15 protein-coding genes and 1 pseudogene are annotated in these 23,866 nt (G+C 20.4%); 10 read left to right on the forward strand and 6 right to left on the reverse strand.

Going from position 1 to position 23,866, the window contains the following annotated elements; all coding sequences use genetic code 11:
* Positions 1–61 precede the first annotated feature (61 nt).
* Entirely contained in the window at positions 62–1,219 is a 1,158-nt protein-coding gene (metK, locus tag GJT94_RS00655) for a methionine adenosyltransferase (protein WP_168894224.1), read from the forward strand.
* A 19-nt stretch (positions 1,220–1,238) separates the two neighbouring features.
* Here metK and gyrA read toward each other — a convergent pair whose 3' ends face one another.
* The 3 genes and pseudogenes from gyrA to GJT94_RS00670 all read right to left on the reverse strand — a co-directional run bounded on the left by gyrA (position 1,239) and on the right by GJT94_RS00670 (position 7,162).
* Entirely contained in the window at positions 1,239–3,773 is a 2,535-nt protein-coding gene (gyrA, locus tag GJT94_RS00660) for a DNA topoisomerase (ATP-hydrolyzing) subunit A (protein ID WP_168894225.1), read from the reverse strand.
* 164 nt (positions 3,774–3,937) lie between these two features.
* Positions 3,938–6,316 (reverse strand): annotated as a pseudogene (gene mutS, locus GJT94_RS00665) (DNA mismatch repair protein MutS); the annotation flags it as partial.
* 114 nt (positions 6,317–6,430) lie between these two features.
* Positions 6,431–7,162, reverse strand: coding sequence for a Bax inhibitor-1/YccA family protein (locus GJT94_RS00670; RefSeq protein WP_168894227.1), 732 nt, complete (start codon positions 7,160–7,162; stop codon positions 6,431–6,433).
* Between the two features lie 127 nt (positions 7,163–7,289).
* Between GJT94_RS00670 and rsmH the strand changes: the two genes are divergently transcribed.
* The 8 genes from rsmH to GJT94_RS00710 all read left to right on the forward strand — a co-directional run bounded on the left by rsmH (position 7,290) and on the right by GJT94_RS00710 (position 17,161).
* A complete protein-coding gene (gene rsmH / locus GJT94_RS00675; protein ID WP_211080455.1) occupies positions 7,290–8,222 on the forward strand; it encodes a 16S rRNA (cytosine(1402)-N(4))-methyltransferase RsmH in 933 nt (310 codons plus the stop codon).
* Between the two features lie 60 nt (positions 8,223–8,282).
* Positions 8,283–9,788, forward strand: coding sequence for a UDP-N-acetylmuramoyl-L-alanyl-D-glutamate--2,6-diaminopimelate ligase (murE, locus tag GJT94_RS00680; RefSeq protein WP_168894228.1), 1,506 nt, complete (start codon positions 8,283–8,285; stop codon positions 9,786–9,788).
* Positions 9,781–11,154 (forward strand): UDP-N-acetylmuramoyl-tripeptide--D-alanyl-D-alanine ligase, encoded by a 1,374-nt coding sequence (locus GJT94_RS00685; RefSeq protein WP_168894229.1) that lies wholly within the window; start codon positions 9,781–9,783, stop codon positions 11,152–11,154. The genes murE and GJT94_RS00685 overlap by 8 nt, the downstream gene beginning before the upstream one ends.
* Positions 11,145–12,230 (forward strand): phospho-N-acetylmuramoyl-pentapeptide-transferase, encoded by a 1,086-nt coding sequence (mraY, locus tag GJT94_RS00690; protein ID WP_168894230.1) that lies wholly within the window; start codon positions 11,145–11,147, stop codon positions 12,228–12,230. Before GJT94_RS00685 ends, mraY begins: the two co-directional genes overlap by 10 nt.
* 11 nt (positions 12,231–12,241) lie before the next feature.
* Positions 12,242–13,558: a UDP-N-acetylmuramoyl-L-alanine--D-glutamate ligase gene (gene murD / locus GJT94_RS00695; protein WP_168894231.1), complete on the forward strand. Its 1,317-nt coding sequence runs from the start codon at positions 12,242–12,244 to the stop codon at positions 13,556–13,558.
* Between the two features lie 69 nt (positions 13,559–13,627).
* Positions 13,628–14,692 carry an undecaprenyldiphospho-muramoylpentapeptide beta-N-acetylglucosaminyltransferase gene (gene murG / locus GJT94_RS00700; RefSeq protein ID WP_168894232.1) on the forward strand — a complete coding sequence of 355 codons (1,065 nt, stop codon included), beginning with the start codon at positions 13,628–13,630 and terminating at the stop codon, positions 14,690–14,692.
* Between the two features lie 33 nt (positions 14,693–14,725).
* The gene (murC, locus tag GJT94_RS00705) at positions 14,726–16,183 is read left to right on the forward strand and encodes a UDP-N-acetylmuramate--L-alanine ligase (protein ID WP_168894233.1); all 1,458 of its coding nucleotides are present in this window, start codon (positions 14,726–14,728) and stop codon (positions 16,181–16,183) included.
* Between the two features lie 54 nt (positions 16,184–16,237).
* The gene (locus GJT94_RS00710) at positions 16,238–17,161 is read left to right on the forward strand and encodes a D-alanine--D-alanine ligase (protein ID WP_168894234.1); all 924 of its coding nucleotides are present in this window, start codon (positions 16,238–16,240) and stop codon (positions 17,159–17,161) included.
* A gap of 27 nt (positions 17,162–17,188) precedes the next feature.
* Here the strand turns inward: GJT94_RS00710 and GJT94_RS00715 are convergent, their stop codons facing one another.
* Entirely contained in the window at positions 17,189–17,683 is a 495-nt protein-coding gene (locus GJT94_RS00715; protein ID WP_168894235.1) for a DUF721 domain-containing protein, read from the reverse strand.
* A 113-nt stretch (positions 17,684–17,796) separates the two neighbouring features.
* Between GJT94_RS00715 and secA the strand changes: the two genes are divergently transcribed.
* A complete protein-coding gene (gene secA, locus GJT94_RS00720; protein ID WP_168894236.1) occupies positions 17,797–20,535 on the forward strand; it encodes a preprotein translocase subunit SecA in 2,739 nt (912 codons plus the stop codon).
* Positions 20,536–20,598: 63 nt separating this feature from the next.
* On the opposite strand, the gene dnaJ is transcribed toward secA, so the two are convergent.
* Both dnaJ and dnaK read right to left on the reverse strand, forming a co-directional pair.
* Positions 20,599–21,702 carry a molecular chaperone DnaJ gene (gene dnaJ / locus GJT94_RS00725; protein WP_168894237.1) on the reverse strand — a complete coding sequence of 368 codons (1,104 nt, stop codon included), beginning with the start codon at positions 21,700–21,702 and terminating at the stop codon, positions 20,599–20,601.
* A gap of 115 nt (positions 21,703–21,817) precedes the next feature.
* Entirely contained in the window at positions 21,818–23,728 is a 1,911-nt protein-coding gene (gene dnaK / locus GJT94_RS00730; protein ID WP_168894238.1) for a molecular chaperone DnaK, read from the reverse strand.
* Between the last annotated feature and the right edge of the window lie 138 nt (positions 23,729–23,866).

Here is a 23,866-nt window from a genome sequence, read left to right on the forward strand (position 1 = left end):
TTTTATTTAAATATATACTAACTTAATTAAGATTTTTTTTTTAAAATAGAAGGTATTACTAATGACGGAATATTTATTTACTTCAGAATCTGTATCAGAAGGACATCCTGATAAAGTAGCAGATCAAATTTCTGATGCTATATTAGATGATATAATAAAACAAGATATTAATTCTCGTGTAGCATGCGAAACATATATTAAAAATAATATGGTATTAATTGGAGGAGAAATAACAACAAAAGCTATTCTAAATATAGAAAAAGTAACTAGAAAAACTATAAAAGAAATAGGATATACTAATCCAAATTCAGGATTTGATGCTAATACATGTACTATATTAAATATTATTAGTAAACAATCTGAAGATATTAATAGGGGAATAACATCTAATTTAGATAAATATAATCAAGGAGCTGGAGATCAAGGATTTGTATTTGGATATGCAACAAATGAAACTGATGTCTTTATGCCAGCACCTATTATATATGCACATAAATTAGTATATCAACAAGCATTAATTAGAAAAAAAAAAATTTTATCCTGGTTAGAACCAGACGCTAAAAGTCAAATTACTTTTAAATATAAAAATAATAAAATTATTAATATAGATTCTGTAGTTTTATCAACACAAATTTCAAAAGAAATACCATTTAAAAAATTAGAAGAAGCTGTTATGGAAGAAATTATTAAACCCATTTTACCTAAAATATGGATAAATAAAAAAACAAAATTTTTTATTAATCCTTCAGGTCGTTTTGTTATAGGAGGACCTATAAGTGATTGTGGTTTAACAGGAAGAAAAATTATCGTAGATACTTATGGTGGTATGGCTAGACATGGAGGAGGAGCTTTTTCAGGAAAAGATCCATCTAAAGTAGATAGATCAGCAGCTTATGCTGCTCGTTATATAGCAAAAAATATAGTTGCATCATCTTTAGCTTCACGATGTGAAATACAAATTGCATATATTATTGGTATTGCTAATCCCATTTCAATAATGATAAATACATTTGGTACTGGAAAAGTGTCTAATGAAAAAATAATTACATTTATCCGTGAAATTTTTGATTTAAGACCTTTTAATTTAATTAAAATGTTAGATTTATTAAAACCAATATATAAAGAAACAGCATCTTATGGTCATTTTGGTAGAAATATTTTTTCATGGGAAAAAACAGATAAAGTATATAAATTTAAAGATTTTTTTAAAATTAAATAAAAAATTTTATGACTATAAATTAAATTTTTTGAATACTAACAACTTTTTCATTAAGTTTTGTTTTTATTATGATAACTCCTTTAGTATTACGTCCAACAACACAAATTTCAGATATATTAATACGTATTAATGTACCCATATTAGTAATAATCATTACTTGATCATTATCTTTAACTTTTAAAGCATCTACTAATTTTCCATTTCTATTATTAATTTTCATTGATATAATTCCTTTTGTGGATCTAGATTTTGTAGGAAAAGCTTTATTATTAGTACATTTACCATATCCATTTTCTGTTATAGTAAAAATATTTTTTTGAAAATTACTTTTTATAATTATTAATGAAACTACATAATCTTTTTTCTTTTTTAAAAAACTAATGCCTTTTACACCTACTGTATTTCTTCCTATTGATTTAATTTGAGATTCATTAAATTTTACTACTTTACCTAAAGAAGAAAATATCATAATTTTATCATTTTGTTGAATTATAGAGACAGCTATTAAAGTATCATTTTTTTTTAATTTTATTGCAATAATTCCATTATATCTAGGTTTATTAAATTTATTCAAATTTGTTTTTTTTACCTTTCCTTGTGCAGTAACCATAATTAAACTAAAATTATCTTTATAGTTATTTATTACAATAAAAGTGTTAATAATTTCATTATTTTTTAAGGGAATTAAATTTATAATAGGTCTTCCTTTTGCATACCTGTTAGCTTCAGGTATATTATAAACTTTTAACCAATATAAATATCCTTTATTAGAAAAACATAAAATATTATCATGAGTATATGCTATTAATATTTTAGATATAAAATCATTATCTTTTAATTTTATAGCTATTTTACCTTTACCTCCTCTATGTTGTAAATTATATTCAGTAATTTTTTGATATTTAATATATCCTTGATGAGACAAAGTAATAATAACTTTTTCATGATTAATTAAATCTTTTTTTTGAATTATAGAATGATTATTTGAAATAATTTCTGTTTTTCTTTTATCTCCAAATTCTTTTTTTATTAATATTAATTCATTATATATTACTTTCATTAAATATTCATAATTTTCAATAATTTTAGTTAAATTTGATATTTTGTATATTAAATTTTCATATTCTATACATAATTTTTTATGTTCTAAATTTGTTAATTTATTTAATTTTAAATCTAAAATAGCTGTAATTTGTTTATAACTAAAATGATAATTATCATTAAATTTTATTAAATTAGAATTAGTTAAATAAATATTTAATGTTTTTTTTTCTTGTAAATTAAATATTTGAAATATATTTGGTATTTTCCAAGATTGTAAATAAATTTTATTTTTTAAAGTTTCTGATATTTTAGAAGAACGTATAATTTTTATAATTTTTTTTATATTTAATAAAGCTACTATTAGTCCTTCTAATATATGTGCTTTAATACGAGATTTTTTTATTTCGTAATTTGTTCGTCTTATTACTATTTCACGTCTATGAGAAATAAATGCTTTAATTATATTTTTTAAAGACATTAATGTAGGTTTACCTTTATATAAGGAAACCATTTTTATACTAAAAGTAGTTTGCAAAGGAGTTAATTTATATAAAGTATTTAAAATTACATTAATAGATGTATCTTTTTTTATTCTAATTAAAATTCTTATACCATCTTTATCAGATTCATCTCTTAAAGTTTTAATACCTTGAATTTTTTTTTCTTTTATTAAATTAGCTATTTTTTCTATTAATTTAGATTTATTTACTTGATAAGGAAGTTCATAAATTATAATTGTTTTATATTTTTTTTTTTTATCTTTAATTGTTTTAATACGTCCTCTAAGAAATATTTTTCCCTTTCCTGTAATATATGCATTTTCAATCTCATTAATACCATAAATAATACCTGCAGTAGGAAAATCAGGACCAGGAATATAATTCATTAATTCTTTAATTTTAATATCATTATTCTTAATATAAGCTAAACAGGCATTAATTACTTCTATAATATTATGAGGAGGAATATTTGTTGTCATTCCAACTGCTATACCAGAAGACCCATTAATTAATAAATTAGGTATTTTTGTGGGCATTATTTCAGGAATTTTTTCTGTTCCATCATAATTAGGTAAAAAATTTACTGTATTTTTTTCTAAATCATTAATGATTTCTTGCGAAATTTTAGACATTTTTATTTCAGTATAACGCATAGCTGCAGCTGAATCTCCATCAATAGAACCAAAATTACCTTGCCCATGTATTAATGGATATCTTAACGAAAAAGATTGAGCTAATCTTACAATTGTATCATAAACTGCATTATCTCCATGAGGATGATATTTTCCTATAACATCTCCGACTATTCTTGCTGATTTTTTATAAGATTTATTCCATGTATTTCCTAATATATACATAGCGTATAATATACGTCTATGAACAGGTTTTAATCCATCTCTTACATCCGGTAAAGCTCTACCTACTATAACTGACATAGCATAATCTATGTAAGAACTTTTTAATTCTTCTTCAATATTAATTAATTTTATTTCTTTAGCAAAAGAATTCATGTAAATAAATATCCTTTTAACTCAATTTTATAAGTTATATATTTTTAAATTTATGTTTTAAAAAATAAATATTAATTTTATAATATTAATTTTTATAAATTTATGTATATTTTATATATTATTATTTTTTTTAAAAATCTAATTTAATTTTTATAATTTTCTAACTGTTCAATTTTTTTTTTAGCTTTATTAATAACTTCTTTAGGAATTCCTGCTAAAGATGCTACAAACAAACCATAATTTTTATTAATTGATCCATTCTTAATTTTATGTAAAAAGACAATAGAATTATTAATTTTTATTGCATCAAAATATATATTTTTTATACATTTATTTTTATCTTTTAATTTTGTTAATTCAATATAATTAGTTGCAAATAAAGTAAGTGATTTATTTTTTTTTGCAATATATTCTGTACAAGACCAAGCTATAGCTAAACCATCATGTGTAGATGTACCTCTTCCTACTTCATCCATTAATACTAAACTTTTTGAAGTTGCATTTCTTAAAATATTTGCAGTTTCTATCATTTCAACCATAAAAGTAGATAATCCGGAAGAAATATTATCTGTAGATCCTATTCTTGTAAAAATTCTATCTATTGGTCCTATAATAGCTTTATCCGCTGGAACATAACTACCTATATAAGTCATTAAAATAATTAATGCTATTTGTCTCATATAAGTACTTTTACCACCCATATTAGGACCTGTTATTAACAATATATGATGATTTTTAGTTAATAATACATTATTAGATATAAAAGGTATTTTTACAATATTTTCGACAATAGGATGTCTTGAATTAGTTAAAGAAATACCTATTTTTTTATTTAAAATAGGACAAGTATAATTTAAAGTTATAGATCTTTCAGCTAAATTACATAATACATCTAATTCTGATAAATATAATGATAATTTTTGTAAATTTTTTAAAAAAGGATTAATATAATAAAATAATTTGTTATATAAATTTTTTTCTAAATTTAAAAGATTTTCTTTAGAAGAAAAAATATTTTTTTGATATTTTTGTAATTCTGGAATAATATATCTATTAAAATTTTTTAAAGTTTGAATTTGAATATATTTATTAGGGAGATTATATTTATAACTTTTATTAAGTTGGATATAATATCCATGAACTGTGTTGTATCCTATTTTTAATTTTTTTATTTTTAATGAATTACGTTCTTTATTTTCTAGATAAGATAAATATTTATTTGAATCTTTTGATAATTTTCTTAAATCGTCTAATAATACATTATATCCAGTTGCAATAACATTTCCCTCTTTTAAAGAGGGAGCTGGTTTTTCTTTTATAGATTTTTTTAATAAATTTTTTAATGAAGTAAATAATCCTAATTTTAAAATTTTAAATTTTATTTCACAATCATTTATATTTTGAAAAATATTATGAATATTAGGTAAATAATTTAACGTCTCTCTTAAAGAGACTAAATCATTTGGTTTAGCAGTTCTTAAAGCTAATCTAGCAATAATTCTTTCAATATCACCAATTTTTGACAATATTTTTTTAAAATTAAAATAATATTTTTGTAAAATAGAAATATTTTTTTGTCTATTTAAAATAATTTTAATATCACGTATTGGATTATTTAACCATCTTTTTAATAAACGACTACCCATATTTGTAGTAGTATAATCTAATATTTTAACTAAAGTATTATTTTTATCTCCAGAAATACTATTAATAATTTCTAAATTTTTACGAGTATTTTCATCCATAATAATTTCATTATTATGTCTTTCTAAAAAAATATTGTTAATATGAGGTAGATATACTCTTTGTGTATCTTTAACATATTGTATTAAACATCCTGCGGCTCTAATAGCTAATAATGATTTTTCAATACCAAAACTTTTTAAATTTTTAGTTTTAAATTGCATATTCAATTGTTGAATAGCTGTATCTATATCAAATTCCCATAATGGTCTACGTCTAATACAGTATCTTTTTTCTAATAAATTTATATCTTTAAAATTTTCAGAATATAATAATTCTTTAGGATTTGTTCTTTGTAATTCTCCAGCAATAATATTAATATCTTTATTTTCCATAATTCTAAAATCACCAGAACTAATATTTAGTGTAGCATAACCAAATCCTAATTTTATATCTTGATATATTGACCCTAATAAATTGTCGATATTATTTTTTAATAAAATATCATCACTAACTGTTCCGGGTGTAATAATTCTAACTATTTTTCTATCTAAAATTTTTTTTTTAGATAAAGTTTTTTTATTTTGTATCTGTTCACAAATAGCTATAGATTCTCCTAACTTAATTAATTTTGATAAATAATTATCTATACTATTAACTGGTATACCTGCCATAGGAACAGGTTTTCCATTTAATTTACCTCTCTTAGTTAAAACAATATTTAATAATTTTGATGCTTTTTTTGCATCTTCAAAAAACATTTCATAAAAATCTCCTAATCTATAAAATAATAAAATATTAGGATATTGTTTTTTTAATTTAAAATATTGATCCATCATAGGTGTTAGTGTTATAGACATATTTTATTACTTTTAATATTAATTATTATAAAATTTATAAATTTTATTTAAATAAGATTTTTATATAAAAAATAATGAATAATATTTATTATTTTCAATAATAAAATATTAATATTATTTATCGTCATTATTATCATTATTATCAATTAAACGTAATATTACAAAAAATAAATTAATAAAATCTAAATATAACATAAGTGCACCTAAAATAGCATATCTTCTTAAATTGTCTTTATCATTTATGTTTAAACTAATTTTTTCTGCAATATTTTTTAATTTTTGTGTATCATATGAAACAAGTAATGTAAAAAAAATTACACTAATATAATTTATTATAGAAGAAATTAAATTATTTTGTATCCATAAATTTATAAGTGAAGCTATAACTATACCAAATATCCCCATTATAATAATATTACCTAAATAACTTAGATCTCTTTTCGTAAAATATCCCCAAATACACATAGATAAAAAAGTAAATGATGTAGTTATAAATGCTGTAAAAATTGTATTTTGATTATATGCAGAAAATATTCCAGCTGTAGTTAATCCAGTTAATGAAGAATAAAACATAAACAATGTAGTTAGTGTTTTTCCAGATAATCTATTTAAAAAACTTGAAATAACAAATACTAATATAAATTGTAAAAAACATAAACTTAATAAAAAAATTTTATTATTTAATATATAATTTATAACTTGTGGTGTATTAGATACATACCAAGAAATAAATGCTGTTAATAACAAACCACAAGACATCCAACTATATACTTTTCTAAAATAAATTTGTATATGATTTTTTTCTTGTTTTAAAGTTGTACTTTTTAAATTTGGATATTCTATCATAATTATACCTTTTAAAATTAAACCAAATTTTTTAAGAAATATTTTTATTATAAATTTTAATTTATATTTATATTATATAATATAATATATAAATTACATAGTAATTAATTTATTTATATATAATATAATGAATCATATACCTGTTTTATTAAAAGAATCCGTTAATAGTTTAAATATTAAAGATAATGGAATATATATAGATGCTACTTATGGTTGTGGAGGTCATACAAGATTAATTTTATCTAAATTAGGAAATTATGGCAAAATTTATGCAATAGATTGTGATATAAAAACAATATTAAAATATAAAATTTTAGATAATAGAATTATTTATATAAATAATAATTTTTCAAATTTAAAAACTATTTTAAATAAAAAAATAGGTAAAATAGATGGAATATTATTTGATTTAGGAATTTCTTCTTTTCAATTAAATAATTCTAAAAGAGGTTTTTCTTACATGTTTAATGGACCATTAGATATGCGTATAAATCAAAAAAATAAAATAACAGCTTATAATTTATTAAAAAACATAAATGAAAAGAAATTATCTGAAATATTAAAAATATATGGTGAAGAAAAATATCATAAAAAAATAGCATATAATATAAAAAAAAACATGTTAAATAACAAATTACATAACACAAAAGATTTATCATATTCAATATGTTCTTCTATTCCTAAAAATAATAAATTTAAACATCCAGCAAAAAGATCTTTTCAAGCAATAAGAATTTTTTTAAATCAAGAAATAGAAGAATTAAAAAAAGCTTTAAATATTTCATTGGAATTACTAAAAAAAAATGGCATTATAGCTACAATTAGTTTTCACTCTATTGAAGATAGAATTATTAAGTATTTTATGAAAAAATATAGTTCTTTAAATAAACAAAATATTCATAATAAATTACCTTTAACTGAGAAAGAAATAAATAATTTTTATTATAAAAATAATAAAATAAAATTAAAAATTATTAATAGGATTTTTCCTAGTAAAAAAGAAATTTATGAAAATCCAAGATCTCGAAGTGCAATACTACGTATTGCACAAAAAATATAAAAAGAATAATCTTATTTATTATTTAATTTTAATAAAATATCTTGAATTAAGGATTTAAAATTGAATGTTTCTTTATTTAGTTTACAAAAATTATTAAATAATTATATAAAAAGTAATTTAATAAAAAATATTTTAATAAATAGAATAGTTTTAGATAGTAGAAAAGTAAAAGGAAAAAATTGTCTTTTTATAGCAATAAAAGGATATAAAAAAAATGGTAGAGAATTTATAAAACATGCTATATTAAAAGGAGCTATTGCTATATTAACTTATACAGATGAAAAAACATCATCTTATAATATTATTTTAAAAAAAAATATACCTATTATATATCTACCTAATTTACATAAATATATTTCACATTTTGCCGGAATATTATATGATCATCCAAGTAAAAAAATACCCGTTATAGGAATTACAGGGACTAATGGAAAAACAAGTATAACTATTTTTTTAATGCAATGGATTAAATTATTAGGAGGTAATCCAGCTATTTTAAGTACTATCGGTAATGGGTTTAATAAAAAATTAATTAAAACAAATAATACAACAGATTCAGCAATAGAAATACAGTCCACATTAAAAAAATTTATAAATAAAAAAGCAAATATTATAATAATGGAAGTTTCTTCTCATGGATTATCTCAATATAGAATATTTGATATATTTTTTTCTATTGGTATTTTTACAAATTTAACTAGAGATCATTTAGATTATCACATAAATATGAAAAATTATGAATTATCTAAATGGAAATTTTTTTCTGACCATAAGATAAAACAAAAAATTATAAATATTGATGATAATACAGGATTAAAATGGTTTAAAAAATTACCTAATGCAATCCCAATTACTACTAAAAAAAAATTTTTATATAAATCAAATGTATTTATTTATATAAAAAAAATAACTTATTTATATAATAAAACAATTATTAAGTTTAATTCAAGTTGGGGTGATGGAAAAATAAAAATAAATCTTATAGGAAAATTTAATGTTATAAATATTATTTTAAGTATGGCTGCATTATTAAAATTAAATTATCCTTTAAAAAAATTATTGAAAACAGCATCTAAAATAAAATCTGTTAAAGGACGTGTAGAAAAAATTTTTTTTAAAAAAAAATATTCTAATATAATAATTGATTATGCTCATACTCCTGATGCATTAAAAAATATATTATTAGCAATAAGATCAAGTACTCAAGGTAAAATATGGTGTATTTTTGGTTGTGGAGGGGAAAGAGATATCGGGAAAAGAAAAATAATGGGTTATATAGCTACTAAATATGCTGATATTATAATTTTAACAACTGATAATCCTAGAACAGAAAATATAAATAATATTATCAAGGATATAAAAAAAGGATGTATTACATTACATAATGTATTTATTATTTTAAATAGAATTAAAGCTATTAGTTATGCAATATTTAATTTTTCTAAAAAAGATACTATTTTAGTAGCAGGGAAAGGACATGAAGATTACCAAATTATTAATAATAAAATTTTAAATTATTCAGATTTTGATACTATTCAAAATATATTAAAAATATTACATGAATAATTTAATTAGTTTAAAAAAACTATCAAAAATAGTTAATGGAATATTAATTGGAAATAATATTGAAATAATAAATTTTTCAATAAATAGTAAAAAAATTAACGAAAAATGTTTATTTATTGCTATTCATGGAAAAAATTTTGATGGACATGATTTTATTAAAGAAGCAATTAATAATGGAGCACTAGCTATATTAGTAAATAAATTTTGCAATATTAATATTCCTCAAATAATAGTATTTAATACTATCCTAGGATTAGGAAAAATAGGTTTATGGAAAAGAAATCAATTCAAAAATAATATAATAGGAATAACAGGTTCATCAGGTAAAACTTCAGTTAAGGAAATGACAGTATCTATATTAAGAAAAAAATATAATATTATTTATACTAAGAAAAATATGAATAATCATATAGGTATTCCTCTAACATTATTAAATTTAACAAATTATTATAAATGTGCAGTAATTGAAATAGGAGGTAATCAAATTAATGATATTTCTTATACTACTAATTTAGTTAAACCTAATATTGCAATAATTAATAATATATCATCATCACATCTAGAAGGTTTTAAATCATTACAAAATATTATTAAATGTAAAAGTGATATTTTTAATTATTTAACAAATAAAGGAATTGCTATTCTTAATTATGATGATAAAAATCAAAAAAAAATATTAAAAAAATTAATTAATAATAAAAATATTTTAACTTTTTCGTTACATAATAAAAAAGCTGATTTTTTTACAAAAAAAATAACGATTTTATCAAATAAAATTGAATTTATTTTAATTTCTCCTATAGGAGAAGTATTAATTCAATTATTTTTAATAGGAGGAGGAATACATAATATTAGTAATGCGTTAGCATCTTCTGCATTATCTTTTACTATTGGAGCTTCTTTAAAAGATATAGCAATTGGTTTAAAACATTTTAAAGCAATCCAAGGAAGAATGTATCCAATTATTATTGATAATAATAAATTAATTATTAATGATGCATATAATGCAAATCCTAATTCTGTAAATATAGCTATAAATATTTTAAAAAATTTTCGTGGTACAAAAATTTTAGTTATTGGAGATATGTTAGAATTAGGTATTTATACATTATTTTATCATAAAAAAATAAAAAATTTAATTTTAAAAACTAATATAAATTATATCTTAAGTATCGGAAAATATAGTAAATATATTACTGAAAATAATATAAATGCAAAACATTTTTCAAATAAAAATTTATTAATAAATGAATTATTTTTAATAATAAAGAAATTAAAAAATTATACAATTTTATTTAAAGGATCACGTAATAATAAAATGGAAATATTAATTGATATTTTATTGGAGAAATTAAAATGTTATTAATATTAATTAAATGTTTAGCATATTTTTCAAAAAATTTAAATTTTTTTTTTATAAACTTTAAAATTCGTTTAATAATGTCATTATTAACATCTTTTATTATTACTTTTTTTTTAAGTCCATTTTTTATTAATTATTTAAATAAAAAAAAAATTTCTCAAATTATTAGAAAAGAGGGACCTATAACACATTATTCTAAAAATAATATCCCAACTATGGGAGGTTTAATTTTATTATTATCTATTTTTATTTCTGTTATTTTTTGGTCTAATTTATTTAATAAATATATCTTTTATGCCTTATTTCTAATGATATTATATGCAATAATTGGATTTGTAGATGATTATTATAAAATTATTTTAAATAATTCTACAGGATTATCTCCATATAAAAAACTTTTTTTTCAATCTATTACTACTATTTTTATAATAGTATTAATTTATATAAATAATACAGAAAAAATATATATACAATATATTATACCAATCTTTAATTTAAGAATTAAATATAATTTAAATTTGATTTTATATTTAACATTTTCTTATTTTATAATTATAGGAATAAGTAATTCTGTTAATTTAACTGATGGATTAGATGGTTTAGTTATTATGCCTATAATTTTTATTTCTTTAGCATTATCTATATTATGTTATTTTTCAGGAGATATATATTTTTCTAAAAATCTTCATTTTATTTATATAAAAAATATAAAAGAACTAATAATAATATGTTTATCTATTGTTGGTTCAGGACTAGGATTTTTATGGTATAATACTTATCCAGCTAAAATTTTTATGGGAGATATAGGATCATTATCTTTAGGTTGCATCATATCTATGATTGCAATATTAATAAGACAAGAATTTTTATTTCTTATAATGTGTGGTGTGTTTATATTAGAAGCAATTTCTGTAATAATTCAAGTTTTAAGATTTAAATATGACAAAAAACGTTTTTTTTTAATGGCACCTTTACATCATCACTATGAACTAAAAGGAATTGCCGAACCTTGTATTATTATTAGATTTTGGATCATTTCATTAATATTAGTATTGTTTTCTTTAATTATAATAGTATAAAAATATTTAAAATGAATAAAAAAATACTTATTATAGGATTAGGATTAACAGGTATATCATGTTTAAATTTTCTTTTAAAGAAAAATATTATACCTTCCGTTATGGATATATCTAATTATCCCAAATTTATAAAAAAAATACCATCTTATGTCCCATGCCATTTAGGTTATTTTAAAAAAGATTGGATATTAAATTCACAATTAATAATTTTAAGCCCCGGTATATCAATATTTAATAATCTTTTATTAGAAGCAAAAAAAAAAGGCATTGAAATAATAGGAGATATAGAATTATTTGCTCGTTATAATAAAACACCTGTAATAGCGATTACAGGAACTAATGGAAAAAGTACTGTTACCAACATGATTGGAAAAATTATGAAAAAAAATAATTTTAATGTTAGTATCGGGGGTAATATCGGATATCCAGTTTTAGATTTATTATCTTTTGTTAGAGATTTTTATATTTTAGAAATTTCTAGTTTTCAATTAGAAACTATTAAAAAATTAGATGTGTATATTGCTGTTATTTTAAATATCTCAGAAGATCATATGGATCGATATCCTCTAGGTATTCAACAATACCGTAATTTTAAACTACATATTTATAAACATGCTTCTATTTGTATATATAATGCTGATAATATATTATGTTATCCTAAATATTTTAAAAAAAAAAAAAAATATATAACTTTTGGAGAATTTTCTGGAAAATATACATTATGTTATAATAAAAAAGATGTATATTTACAAATCAATCATCAAAAAATTTTAAATTTTAATAAAACTAAATTGATTGGAATTCATAATTATTTAAATGCTTTAGCAGTATTGGCTGTAACAGATGTATTAAAAATTTCTAAAAAAATTTCTTTACAACAAATAAGTAATTATCTAAATATGGATCATATATTACAAATAATACATATAGAAAATGGAGTAACTTGGATTAATGATTCAAAATCTACAAATATTAGTAGTACTAAAGCTGCTTTAAAATATTTACATAAAAAAAAAAGAATTTGGTTATTATTAGGAGGATATGATAAAAATTGTAAATTATATTTATTAAAAAAATATTTACAAAAAAAAAATAATATTAATGTTTATTGTTTTGGAGTATTAAGAAAAAAAATATTATCTATTTATCCTAAAGCAAAAATAGTAAAAACAATACATCAAGGTATAGAACAAATAATTAAATTAGTAGAATACGGAGATGTTGTATTATTATCACCCGCTTGTTCTAGTATTGATCAATTTAAAAATTTTAAACATCGTGGACAAGAATTTGTAAGATTAGTTAAAAAATTTCATAATCCTAAATAATATATTTTTATAAAAAAATATTATATAATTTAAAATATTTTAATTTATATTAAATTTTTTTTTAAAAAAATGAAAAAAAAAAAAAAAATTCTTATAGTAGCTGGTGGAACAGGAGGACACATTTACCCAGCTTTAAATATAGCATATAAATTAATAAAAAAGGGATGGGAAGTTCGCTGGTTAGGATCATTATCTCGAATGGAATCGCAAATTATTCCTAAAAAAAACATACATATTTATTTAATAAAATTTTTTAGATTTAAAAATAAAAATATTTTTTCTATAATTATTACTATAATAAAATTATTAATATCAACTTATAAATCAATTTTAATTTATAAAAAATATAAACCACATTTAGTTTTAACCATGGGGAGTTATATTTCTGGTCCAAGTGGCTTAGCTGCATGGTTATGTAATATACCATTAATAATACATGAACAAAATAGTATTCCTGGTATAACAAATAAAATTTTATCAACAATAGCAACAATAAAAATGCAAGCATATCCTAGTACATTAAATAATGCAATATTAGTAGGAAATCCTATAAGTAAAAAAATTATTAAATTATCTTTATATAAAAGATCTATTTTAAAAATTCATAAACCAATTCGTGTATTTATTACAGGAGGAAGTCAAGGATCAGATATTTTAAATAAAATTGGTATAAAACTAGCTGAAATTTTAAAAAATAAAATATCTATTTTACATCAAGTGGGAAAAGGAAATTTAAAAAAAATATTTTATGAATATAAGAAAATTATTATTAATAATTTAGCTTTAAAAGAATATATAAAAAATATAGATAAAGCATATAAATGGGCTGACATTATTATATGTAGATCAGGAGCAATGACTGTAAGTGAAATTACAGCAATAGGTCTACCTGCTATTTTTATACCTTTCCAACATAAAGATAAACAACAATATTTTAATGCAATTCATTTAGAAAAAATAGGAGCTGCTAAAATTTATGAACAAAATAATTTAAATATTAATAAAATTGTTAATACTATATTAACTTTAAACACAAAAAAAATTATATATATGTCAAATAAATCTTATAATTTGTCTATAAAAAATTCAACAGAATTAATTTATCAAGAATTAAATAAAATAAAAATTAATTAATTTAATTATTATAAATAAGATGAAATTTTAAATATGCTTAATCAAAAAATATTAAATAATATACCAAAAATGAAAAATATTAATTATATATATTTTATTGGTATCGGTGGTTCTGGTATGGGAGGTATTGCAACAATTTTAGCAAAACAAGGATATAAAGTTAGTGGTTCAGATTTATTTTCTAATTTTATTACAAAAAGTTTAAATTTATTAAATATAAAAATATATTTTCAACATGATGCTAAAAACATTACAAATAATATAGATCTTATTATAGTATCTACTGCTATTAATAATAATAATCCAGAATTAATTGCTGCAAAAAAATTAAATATTACTATTCTTAGTAGAGCACAAATATTAGCAGAATTAATGAGATTTTCTTATGGTATAACAATTACAGGAACACATGGAAAAACTACGACTACTGCTTTAATATATAAAATATTTAAATTAGCTAAATTAAATCCCACTTTTATTAACGGAGGAATTTTAAAATTTTCTAAAGAATATGCTTATTTAGGTTCAGGTAAATATTTTATTACAGAAGCAGATGAAAGTGATAAATCTTTTTTATATTTAAATCCTATTGTAAATATAATTACAAATATTGAAAAAGAACATTTAAATTTTTATAAAAATGATATTGAAATTTTAAAAAAAAACTTTTTAAAATTTCTAAAAAAAATACCATTTTATGGATGTATAATTATTTGTATAGATAATTTTCATAATTATGATTTAATAAAAAAAAATAAAAATATTTTAAAACAAAATATTATCACGTATGGTTTTAATAAAAATGCTGATATTCAATTATATAATTACCGACAAAATGGTTACAAATGTAAATTTTCTTTATTAGAAAAAATAAAAAACCTTTCTATAGAAATAGATTTAAATATTCCTGGATATCATAATGCTTTAAACGCAACAGCTGCATTTGCAATATCATCTTATATAGGAATAGATTATTCTGTAATTATAAAATCTTTAAAAAATTTTGAAGGTATTAAAAGAAGATTTGATATTTTAGGTATTTTATTCCCTCATAAAAAAACAAAATGTAAAAAAAATATAATTATTATTGATGATTATGGACATCATCCAACTGAAATAAATATGACTATTAAAACAGCACGACAAATATGGCCAAATAAAAAATTAATAATGGTTTTTCAACCTCATCGTTATTCTAGAACTAAAAATTTATTAACTGAATTTGTAAAAATATTATCTAAAGTTGATAAACTATTTATTCTAGAAGTTTATTCTGCAGGTGAAATATTAATTGAAAATGCTAATAGTGAATATTTAACTAAAAAAATAAAAAAATTTGGTATAATTATTCCTATTTTAATTAAATCAAAAAATTATTATGATATTATAAATAATATATATTTACAATTAAAAGGTAATGAAATATTAATTTTTCAAGGAGCAGGTGATATAAATCATATATCATCATTATTAATAAATAATAAATTTTAAAATTTAAAAAATTAAATAATAATAAATAACTTTAATAACTTTTAATTAAAAATTATGTCTAAAAAAATAGCTGTTTTATTTGGGGGTAATTCTCCAGAAAGAGAAATTTCTTTAAAATCTGGTAAAAAAATTTTAAATGCTTTATTAAAATTAGGAATTAATGCTATTGGGATAGATCCAATAAATTTTCCACTGTTATATTTAAATAAATATGGATTTAAAAAAGTTTTTATATCTTTACATGGAAAAGGAGGAGAAGATGGTACTATTCAAGGAATATTAAATTATCTTAATATTCCTTATACTGGAAGTAATTTATTATCTTCTGCAATTACTATGAATAAATTTCTTACAAAAACTATTTGGAATGAATATGGATTACCTGTTATTTATCCTCATTATTTATTAAATAAAAAAAATTTTATAAAATTAAATTATTTAAAAATTGAAAAGAAAATTTTAAAATTTAAATTACCTGTATTTATAAAACCTAATTGTAATGGATCCAGTTTAGGTATTTCAAAAGTTGAACATTTAGATGATTTATTTAATGCAATAGAAAAATCATTTATATATAGTGATGATATTTTAATTGAAAAATATATAAAAGGTGAAGAATATACAGTAGGAATTTTAGATAAAAATATTTTACCCCCTATAAAAATAGAATATCCTGATTCTTTTTATAATTATCAAGCCAAATATTATTTAAATACTACTAAATATTTCTGTCCTAGTGGATTAAATAAAAACAAAGAAAAAGAACTAAAAAATATAGTTCTAAAAGCATGGAATGTAGTAAAATGTAATAAATGGGGGAGAATTGATGTTATTTTAGATGAAAATCAAAAATTTAAATTATTAGAAATTAATACTATACCTGGAATGACATCTCATAGTTTATATCCAATAGCAGCAAAAAAAATGGGATTATCTTTTTATGATTTAGTTTTAAAAATTTTAAATTTAAATAAATAAAAAATTTGATTTAATTAATTATATTTATTAATTTTTATTAACAATACAATACGTTATTTTAATAAATTTTTTTATTATATACTTTAATTTTTTAGGACTCTGTTCTGCAATATTTAATAATAAATTAGCACTATATTTACTTAATATTTTTTTTTTAATTTTATATTTATTGATATTATTAGCAAATTTTTTTTTAAAAAAAATAGGATTAATTTTGATATCTATTTCTTTTAAAGATGGAATAATGTGTTTTTTTAAATAATATAAAATATTAGATTTTTCAGATAAAAATCTAATCATAGAACTAGCATTATATGTTTCTATAATTAAAACATTATTTTTAAAATTTTTAACATTATACCATTTACGTAAATGTATAGGTAAATATTTTTTAAGAAAATTATTAATTTTTATTAAAACATCTGTATGTATATATATGTTATAAAGTACATCATTATAAGATGAATAATGTTTTTTTTTAAAAATTTTATTAATCAATAATAATTTATTATTACGCATCATTTGATCCTCTTATTTTTTTTATAAAAAATTATATATATTTTTTTTATTTTGTTAAAATAAATATTAATTAATATTTATAATTATACAAATATCTTTTTATTAAGAGTATTTATATGTTAAAAAAAATTTTTACTAAAATTTTTGGTAGTAATAATGATCATGTTTTACGACGTATTCAAAAAACAGTAAATATTATTAATGAGATGGAAGCAGAATTTGAAAAATTAACTAATTTTGAATTACAAAATAAAACTTTATTTCTAAAAGAAAAATTAGAAAAAAATTTTTCTTTAGAAGATATTTTACCGGAAGCTTTTGCAACAGTTAGAGAAGCTAGTAAAAGAATATTTGGTATGCGTCATTTTGATGTTCAATTAATAGGAGGTATTGTATTAAATAATAATTGTGTTGCGGAGATGAAAACTGGAGAGGGAAAAACATTAACTTCTACATTACCAGCTTACTTGAATGCTCTTACTGGAAAAGGAGTTCATATTGTTACTGTTAATGATTATTTAGCACAAAGAGATGCTTTAAATAATAGAGTATTATTTAAATTTTTAGGATTAACTGTAGGTATTAATATATCTTCTATGTCATTAGAAGAAAAAAAAGATGCTTATCAAGCAGATATTACTTATGGAACTAATAATGAATATGGTTTTGATTTTTTAAAAGATAATATGGTTTTTGATTATACTCATAAAGTACAACGTGGTTTGCATTATGCTATTATTGATGAAGTTGATTCAATATTAATTGATGAATCTCGTACTCCTTTAATTATTTCAGGACCGGCAGAAGATAGTTCAGAACTATATGTAAAAATAAATAGTATTATTCCTAAATTAATTTATCAGTCTAAAGAAGATTCTAGTTTTTATAAAGGTAAAGGACATTATTTTATAGATGAAAAATCTCGTCAAGCATATTTAACAGAAAGAGGTTTAATATATTTAGAAAAAATATTGATAGATGAAAAAATAATAAATAAAGGAGAATCTTTATATTCTAGTAAAAATATTATTATTTTACATCATATTATTTCTGCTTTAAGGGCACATAATCTTTTTAAAAAAAATGTAGATTATATTTTAAAAAATAATAAAATAATAATAGTAGATGAACATACTGGAAGATTAATGGAAGGTAGAAGATGGTCAGAAGGATTACATCAAGCAATAGAAGCAAAAGAAAATGTAAAAATTAATAATGAAAATCAAACTTTAGCATCTATTACATTTCAAAATTATTTTAGATTATATCAAAAATTATCAGGTATGACGGGGACTGCTAGTACAGAATCTTTTGAATTTAAAGAAATTTATAAATTAAACACAATAGTAATTCCAACTAATATGCCTATGGTTAGAAAAGATTTACCTGATTTAATTTATTTAACTAAAAAAGAAAAAATAAAAGCCATAATTAAAGACATAAAAGAAAAACATCTTAAGGGTCAACCTATTTTGGTTGGAACTGTTTCAATTAAAAAATCAGAATTAATTTCTCAAAAATTAAAAAAAATAGGTATAAAACATAATGTTCTAAATGCTAAATTTCATGCTAGAGAAGCAGAAATTATATCAAAAGCAGGTATGAAATATGCGGTAACAATCGCAACTAACATGGCTGGTAGAGGTACTGATATTGTTTTAGGTGGTATTTTTATATTAAATAGTAAATTTAGTTTAGATAAATTAAAAAATTTAAAATTACAATGGAAAGTAAAACATGATGAAATCGTTAAATTAGGTGGTTTATATGTTATTGGAACTGAACGTCATGAATCTAGAAGAATCGATAATCAATTACGAGGACGTTCAGGAAGACAAGGAGATAAAGGTATGTCAAGATTTTATCTATCAATGGAAGATTCTTTAATGCGTATTTTTGCACCTAAAAACATGTTATTTTTAATGCAAAAATTAGGAATGAAATATAATGATTATATTGAACATCCTTGGATAACAAAAGCTATATCTAAAGCACAAAAAAAAGTAGAAAATTATAATTTTGAAATACGTAAACAATTACTTGAATATGATGATGTAATAAATGATCAACGATTATCAATATATTCACAAAGAAATAAATTACTAAAATCATTAAAAACTAATGAAATAATTAAAAATTTTAGAATCGATGTATTTACAAAATTAATAAATGATTATATAAAATCTGATAATTTTATTAAAGAAAAATGGAATTTAAAAGAACTAAAAACTTATTTTTTAAATATTTTAAATTTAAATTTACCATTAAAAAATTGGATAAATATATTTAAAGAAAAAAATAAAAAAAAAATTAATAAAAATTATTTATTAAAAAAAATTATTGATTTTTCAAAAAAAGAATATTTAAAAAAAATCAATAATTTAAAAATACAAGATATAAAAATTTTTGAAAAAAATATTATTTTAAAAATTTTAGATGATTTATGGAAAGAACATCTTGCCTCAATAGAATATTTAAAACAAGGTATACATTTAAGAGGTTATGCACAACAAGATCCTAAACAAGAATATAAAAAAGAATCTTTCTATATGTTTAATACAATGTTAGATAATTTAAAAAAAGAAGTAATTATTGCTTTAAATAAAGCAGAAAACAAAATAATAAATGATTATTATAAATTTGCCAGTACTTTAAAAAATACTAAAAGTATTAATAATAATATAAAAAATAATAATTTATTAATCTTAAAAAAAAGAGTTAATGCTTATATAAATAAAGATAATAAATATTTGAATAACACTAATTTTATCAAAAAAAAAATAGGTAGAAATGAAAAATGTCCTTGTTACTCGGGTAAAAAATATAAATTTTGTCATGGTTTAATAATTAAATAATTAAATAATTTTAATAAAAGAGAGTATAAAAAATAAACTTATTTTTTATACCCTCTTTTATTATTAATTTTTAATGTTGTAAAAAAAGTTTTTAATTATTACTAGAAATTTTCCTATTTTAGGATTATTTTTATAACTAAAACCTTTGTTTAATTGACATAAAATATTTTTTTGTTCATTATTTAAATTAATTGGAGTTTCCACTATTATTTTACATAATAAATCACCAAAATTACTATTTCTTCTAATAGATTTTATCCCTTTATTACGGATCCTAAGTATTTTACCTGTTTGAGTACCTTCTGGAATTTTTAATTTTACGTAACCATTTAATATAGGTATTTTTATATTTCCACCTAATATAGCTGTAATAAAATTAATAGGTAATTCGCAATATAAATTATTACCCTCTCTAACAAAAAGAGAATGTTTTTTAATTTTAATTTCTATATATAAATCTCCTGATTGAGCTCCATTATCACCTAATTCTCCTTCACCATTTAATTTAATACGATCTCCGCTATCAATACCACTTGGTATCTTTACTGATAAAGTTTTATAAGTTTCTAATTTACCTTTACTTTTACAATAAAAACAAGGATTTTTAATAAAATTACCTTTTCCATGACATCTTGGACATGTTTGTTGAACAGTAAAAAAACCTTGACTCATTTGTATTTGGCCATAACCATTACATGTATTACATTTTTGTAAAGATCCTTGAGAACCTGTTCCATTACAATAATTACAAATTTTTAAAATAGGAATATTTATTTTTTTGGTAATTCCTTTAATTGCTTCTTCTAATGAAATTTCAATTAAATATTTTAAATCAGATCCTTTTCTAGATTTCTTTTTATTTCTTGCACTACTTCCAAATATATCTCCAAAAACATCTCCAAAAATATCACCAAAATCAGTTGTACTATTTATATTTTCTTGTTCAAAAGCTGAATGTCCATATTGATCATAAGCAGCTCTTTTTTTTGAATCACTTAAAATCTCATAAGCTTGTTTAATTTCTTTAAACTTATTTTCAGCATTTTTATTCCCGGGATTACGATCTGGATGAAATTTTATAGCTAAACGTTTATATGCTCTTTTAATTTCACGATCTTCAGCATTCTTAGTAATACCTAAAATATCATAATAATCTTTTTTTGACATAATAAATTATTGTCCTAATCTTTAATCCCATAATTTTGTAAATATGTATTATTTATAAAAGATAAATAATACTAATAAAATAATTTAATAATTTATTTATAAGATTATTAAATAATTATTTTTTTTTATCTTTAACTTCTTCAAATTCAGCATCAACAACTTCATTTTCTTGGTTTTCAGTTTTTATATTATCTTTTTCCTCATTAGTATTTTTAGTATTAGTTAAATTCATAATTTTACTAGATACTTCAATTAATTTTTGTAGTTTTACTTGTATATCATTTTTATTTTCTCTTTTAAGAGATTCACTTAGTTCATTAATTGAATTTTTGATTAATTTTTTATCTTCATCTTTAATTTGATCATTTACTTCTTGTAATTTTTTTTCAGTATTATGTATAAGTTGATCACCTTCATTACGTATTTTTACTAATTCTTCAAAAAGACGATCAGATTCAGTATTAGCTTCAGCATCTCTTATCATTTTTTCTACTTCATTTTTATTTAAACCTGATGATGCTTGTATTGTAATTTTTTGCTCTTGACCACTTTTTTTATCTTTAGCTGAAACATGTAAAATTCCATCTGCATCTATATCAAATGTTACTTCTATCTGAGGTACACCTCGTGGAGCAGGGCTAATACCATCTAAATTAAATTGTCCTAAAGATTTATTATCATTTGCTCTTTTACGTTCTCCTTGTAAAACATGAATTGTAACAGAAGATTGATTATTTTCAGCAGTTGAAAATACTTGACTATGTTTAGTTGGAATAGTAGTGTTTTTATTTATTAATGAAGTCATTACTCCACCAATAGTTTCTATTCCTAAAGATAAAGGAGTTACATCTAATAATAAAACATCTTTAACATCTCCTGCTAAAACTCCTCCTTGTACTGCTGCACCAATAGCTACTGCTTCATCGGGGTTAACATCTTTTCTTGGTTCTTTACCAAAAAATAATGCTACTTTATTTTGCACCATAGGCATACGAGTTTGTCCACCTACTAAAATAACATCATTAATATCTGAAGAAGAGAGCTTAGCATCTTTTAAAGCTATTTTTAAAGGTTTTATTGACTGATCTATTAAATCTTCTACTAAAGATTCTAATTTAGCTCTAGTTAATTTAATATTTAAATGTTTTGGTCCTGAAACATTTGCGGTAATATATGGTAAATTTACATCTGTTTGTTGTGCAGAAGATAATTCTATTTTAGCTTTTTCTGCTGCTTCTTTTAATCTTTGCATAGCTAAAGGATCATTTTTTAAATCTATTCCTTGATCTTTTTTAAATTCTGTTACTAAATAATTTATAACTCGACTATCAAAATCTTCTCCTCCTAAATGGGTATCACCATTAGTGGATAATACTTCAAAAGTTTTTTCACCATCTACATCATCTATTTCAATTATAGAAATATCAAAAGTTCCACCACCTAAATCATATACAGCTATTATACGATTACCTTGTCCTTTATCTAATCCATATGCTAATGCTGCTGCTGTAGGTTCATTAATAATTCTTTTTACTTCTAATCCAGCTATTTTACCAGCATCTTTAGTTGCTTGACGTTGAGCATCATTAAAATAAGCTGGTACTGTAATAACAGCTTTATTTATTTTAACACCTAAAAAATCTTCAGCTGTTTTTTTCATTTTTTTTAAAATTTCTGCTGAAATTTGAGGTGGAGCCATTTTTTTTCCTTTAATATCTATCCATGCATCTCCATTATCGGATCTTATAATTTTATAAGGCATTATTTTTATATCACGCTGTACTTCTTTATCATTAAATTTCCGACCAATTAATCTTTTAATAGCAAAAAGTGTATTTTGAGGATTTGTAACTGCTTGACGTTTTGCTGGTTGTCCTACTAAAATTTCACCATCTTGTGTATAAGCAATAACAGAAGGTGTAGTTCTATCTCCTTCAGCATTTTCTAAAACACGAGGCTTATTTCCATCAATGATGGCTACACAAGAATTTGTTGTTCCTAAATCAATACCAATTATTTTACTCATATAAATTATTAACTCCTATAAGTTAATTAATTTTTTTAAAATATAAAACTTATTAAAAAAAATTTGATAATATGTTTTACATGTATTATATAAATTATAGTTTCCTAATTAAGGGGAAATGGGGTCACATATTAATGC

The organism is Enterobacteriaceae endosymbiont of Donacia cinerea (assembly GCF_012569925.1).
Taxonomy (GTDB): domain Bacteria; phylum Pseudomonadota; class Gammaproteobacteria; order Enterobacterales; family Enterobacteriaceae.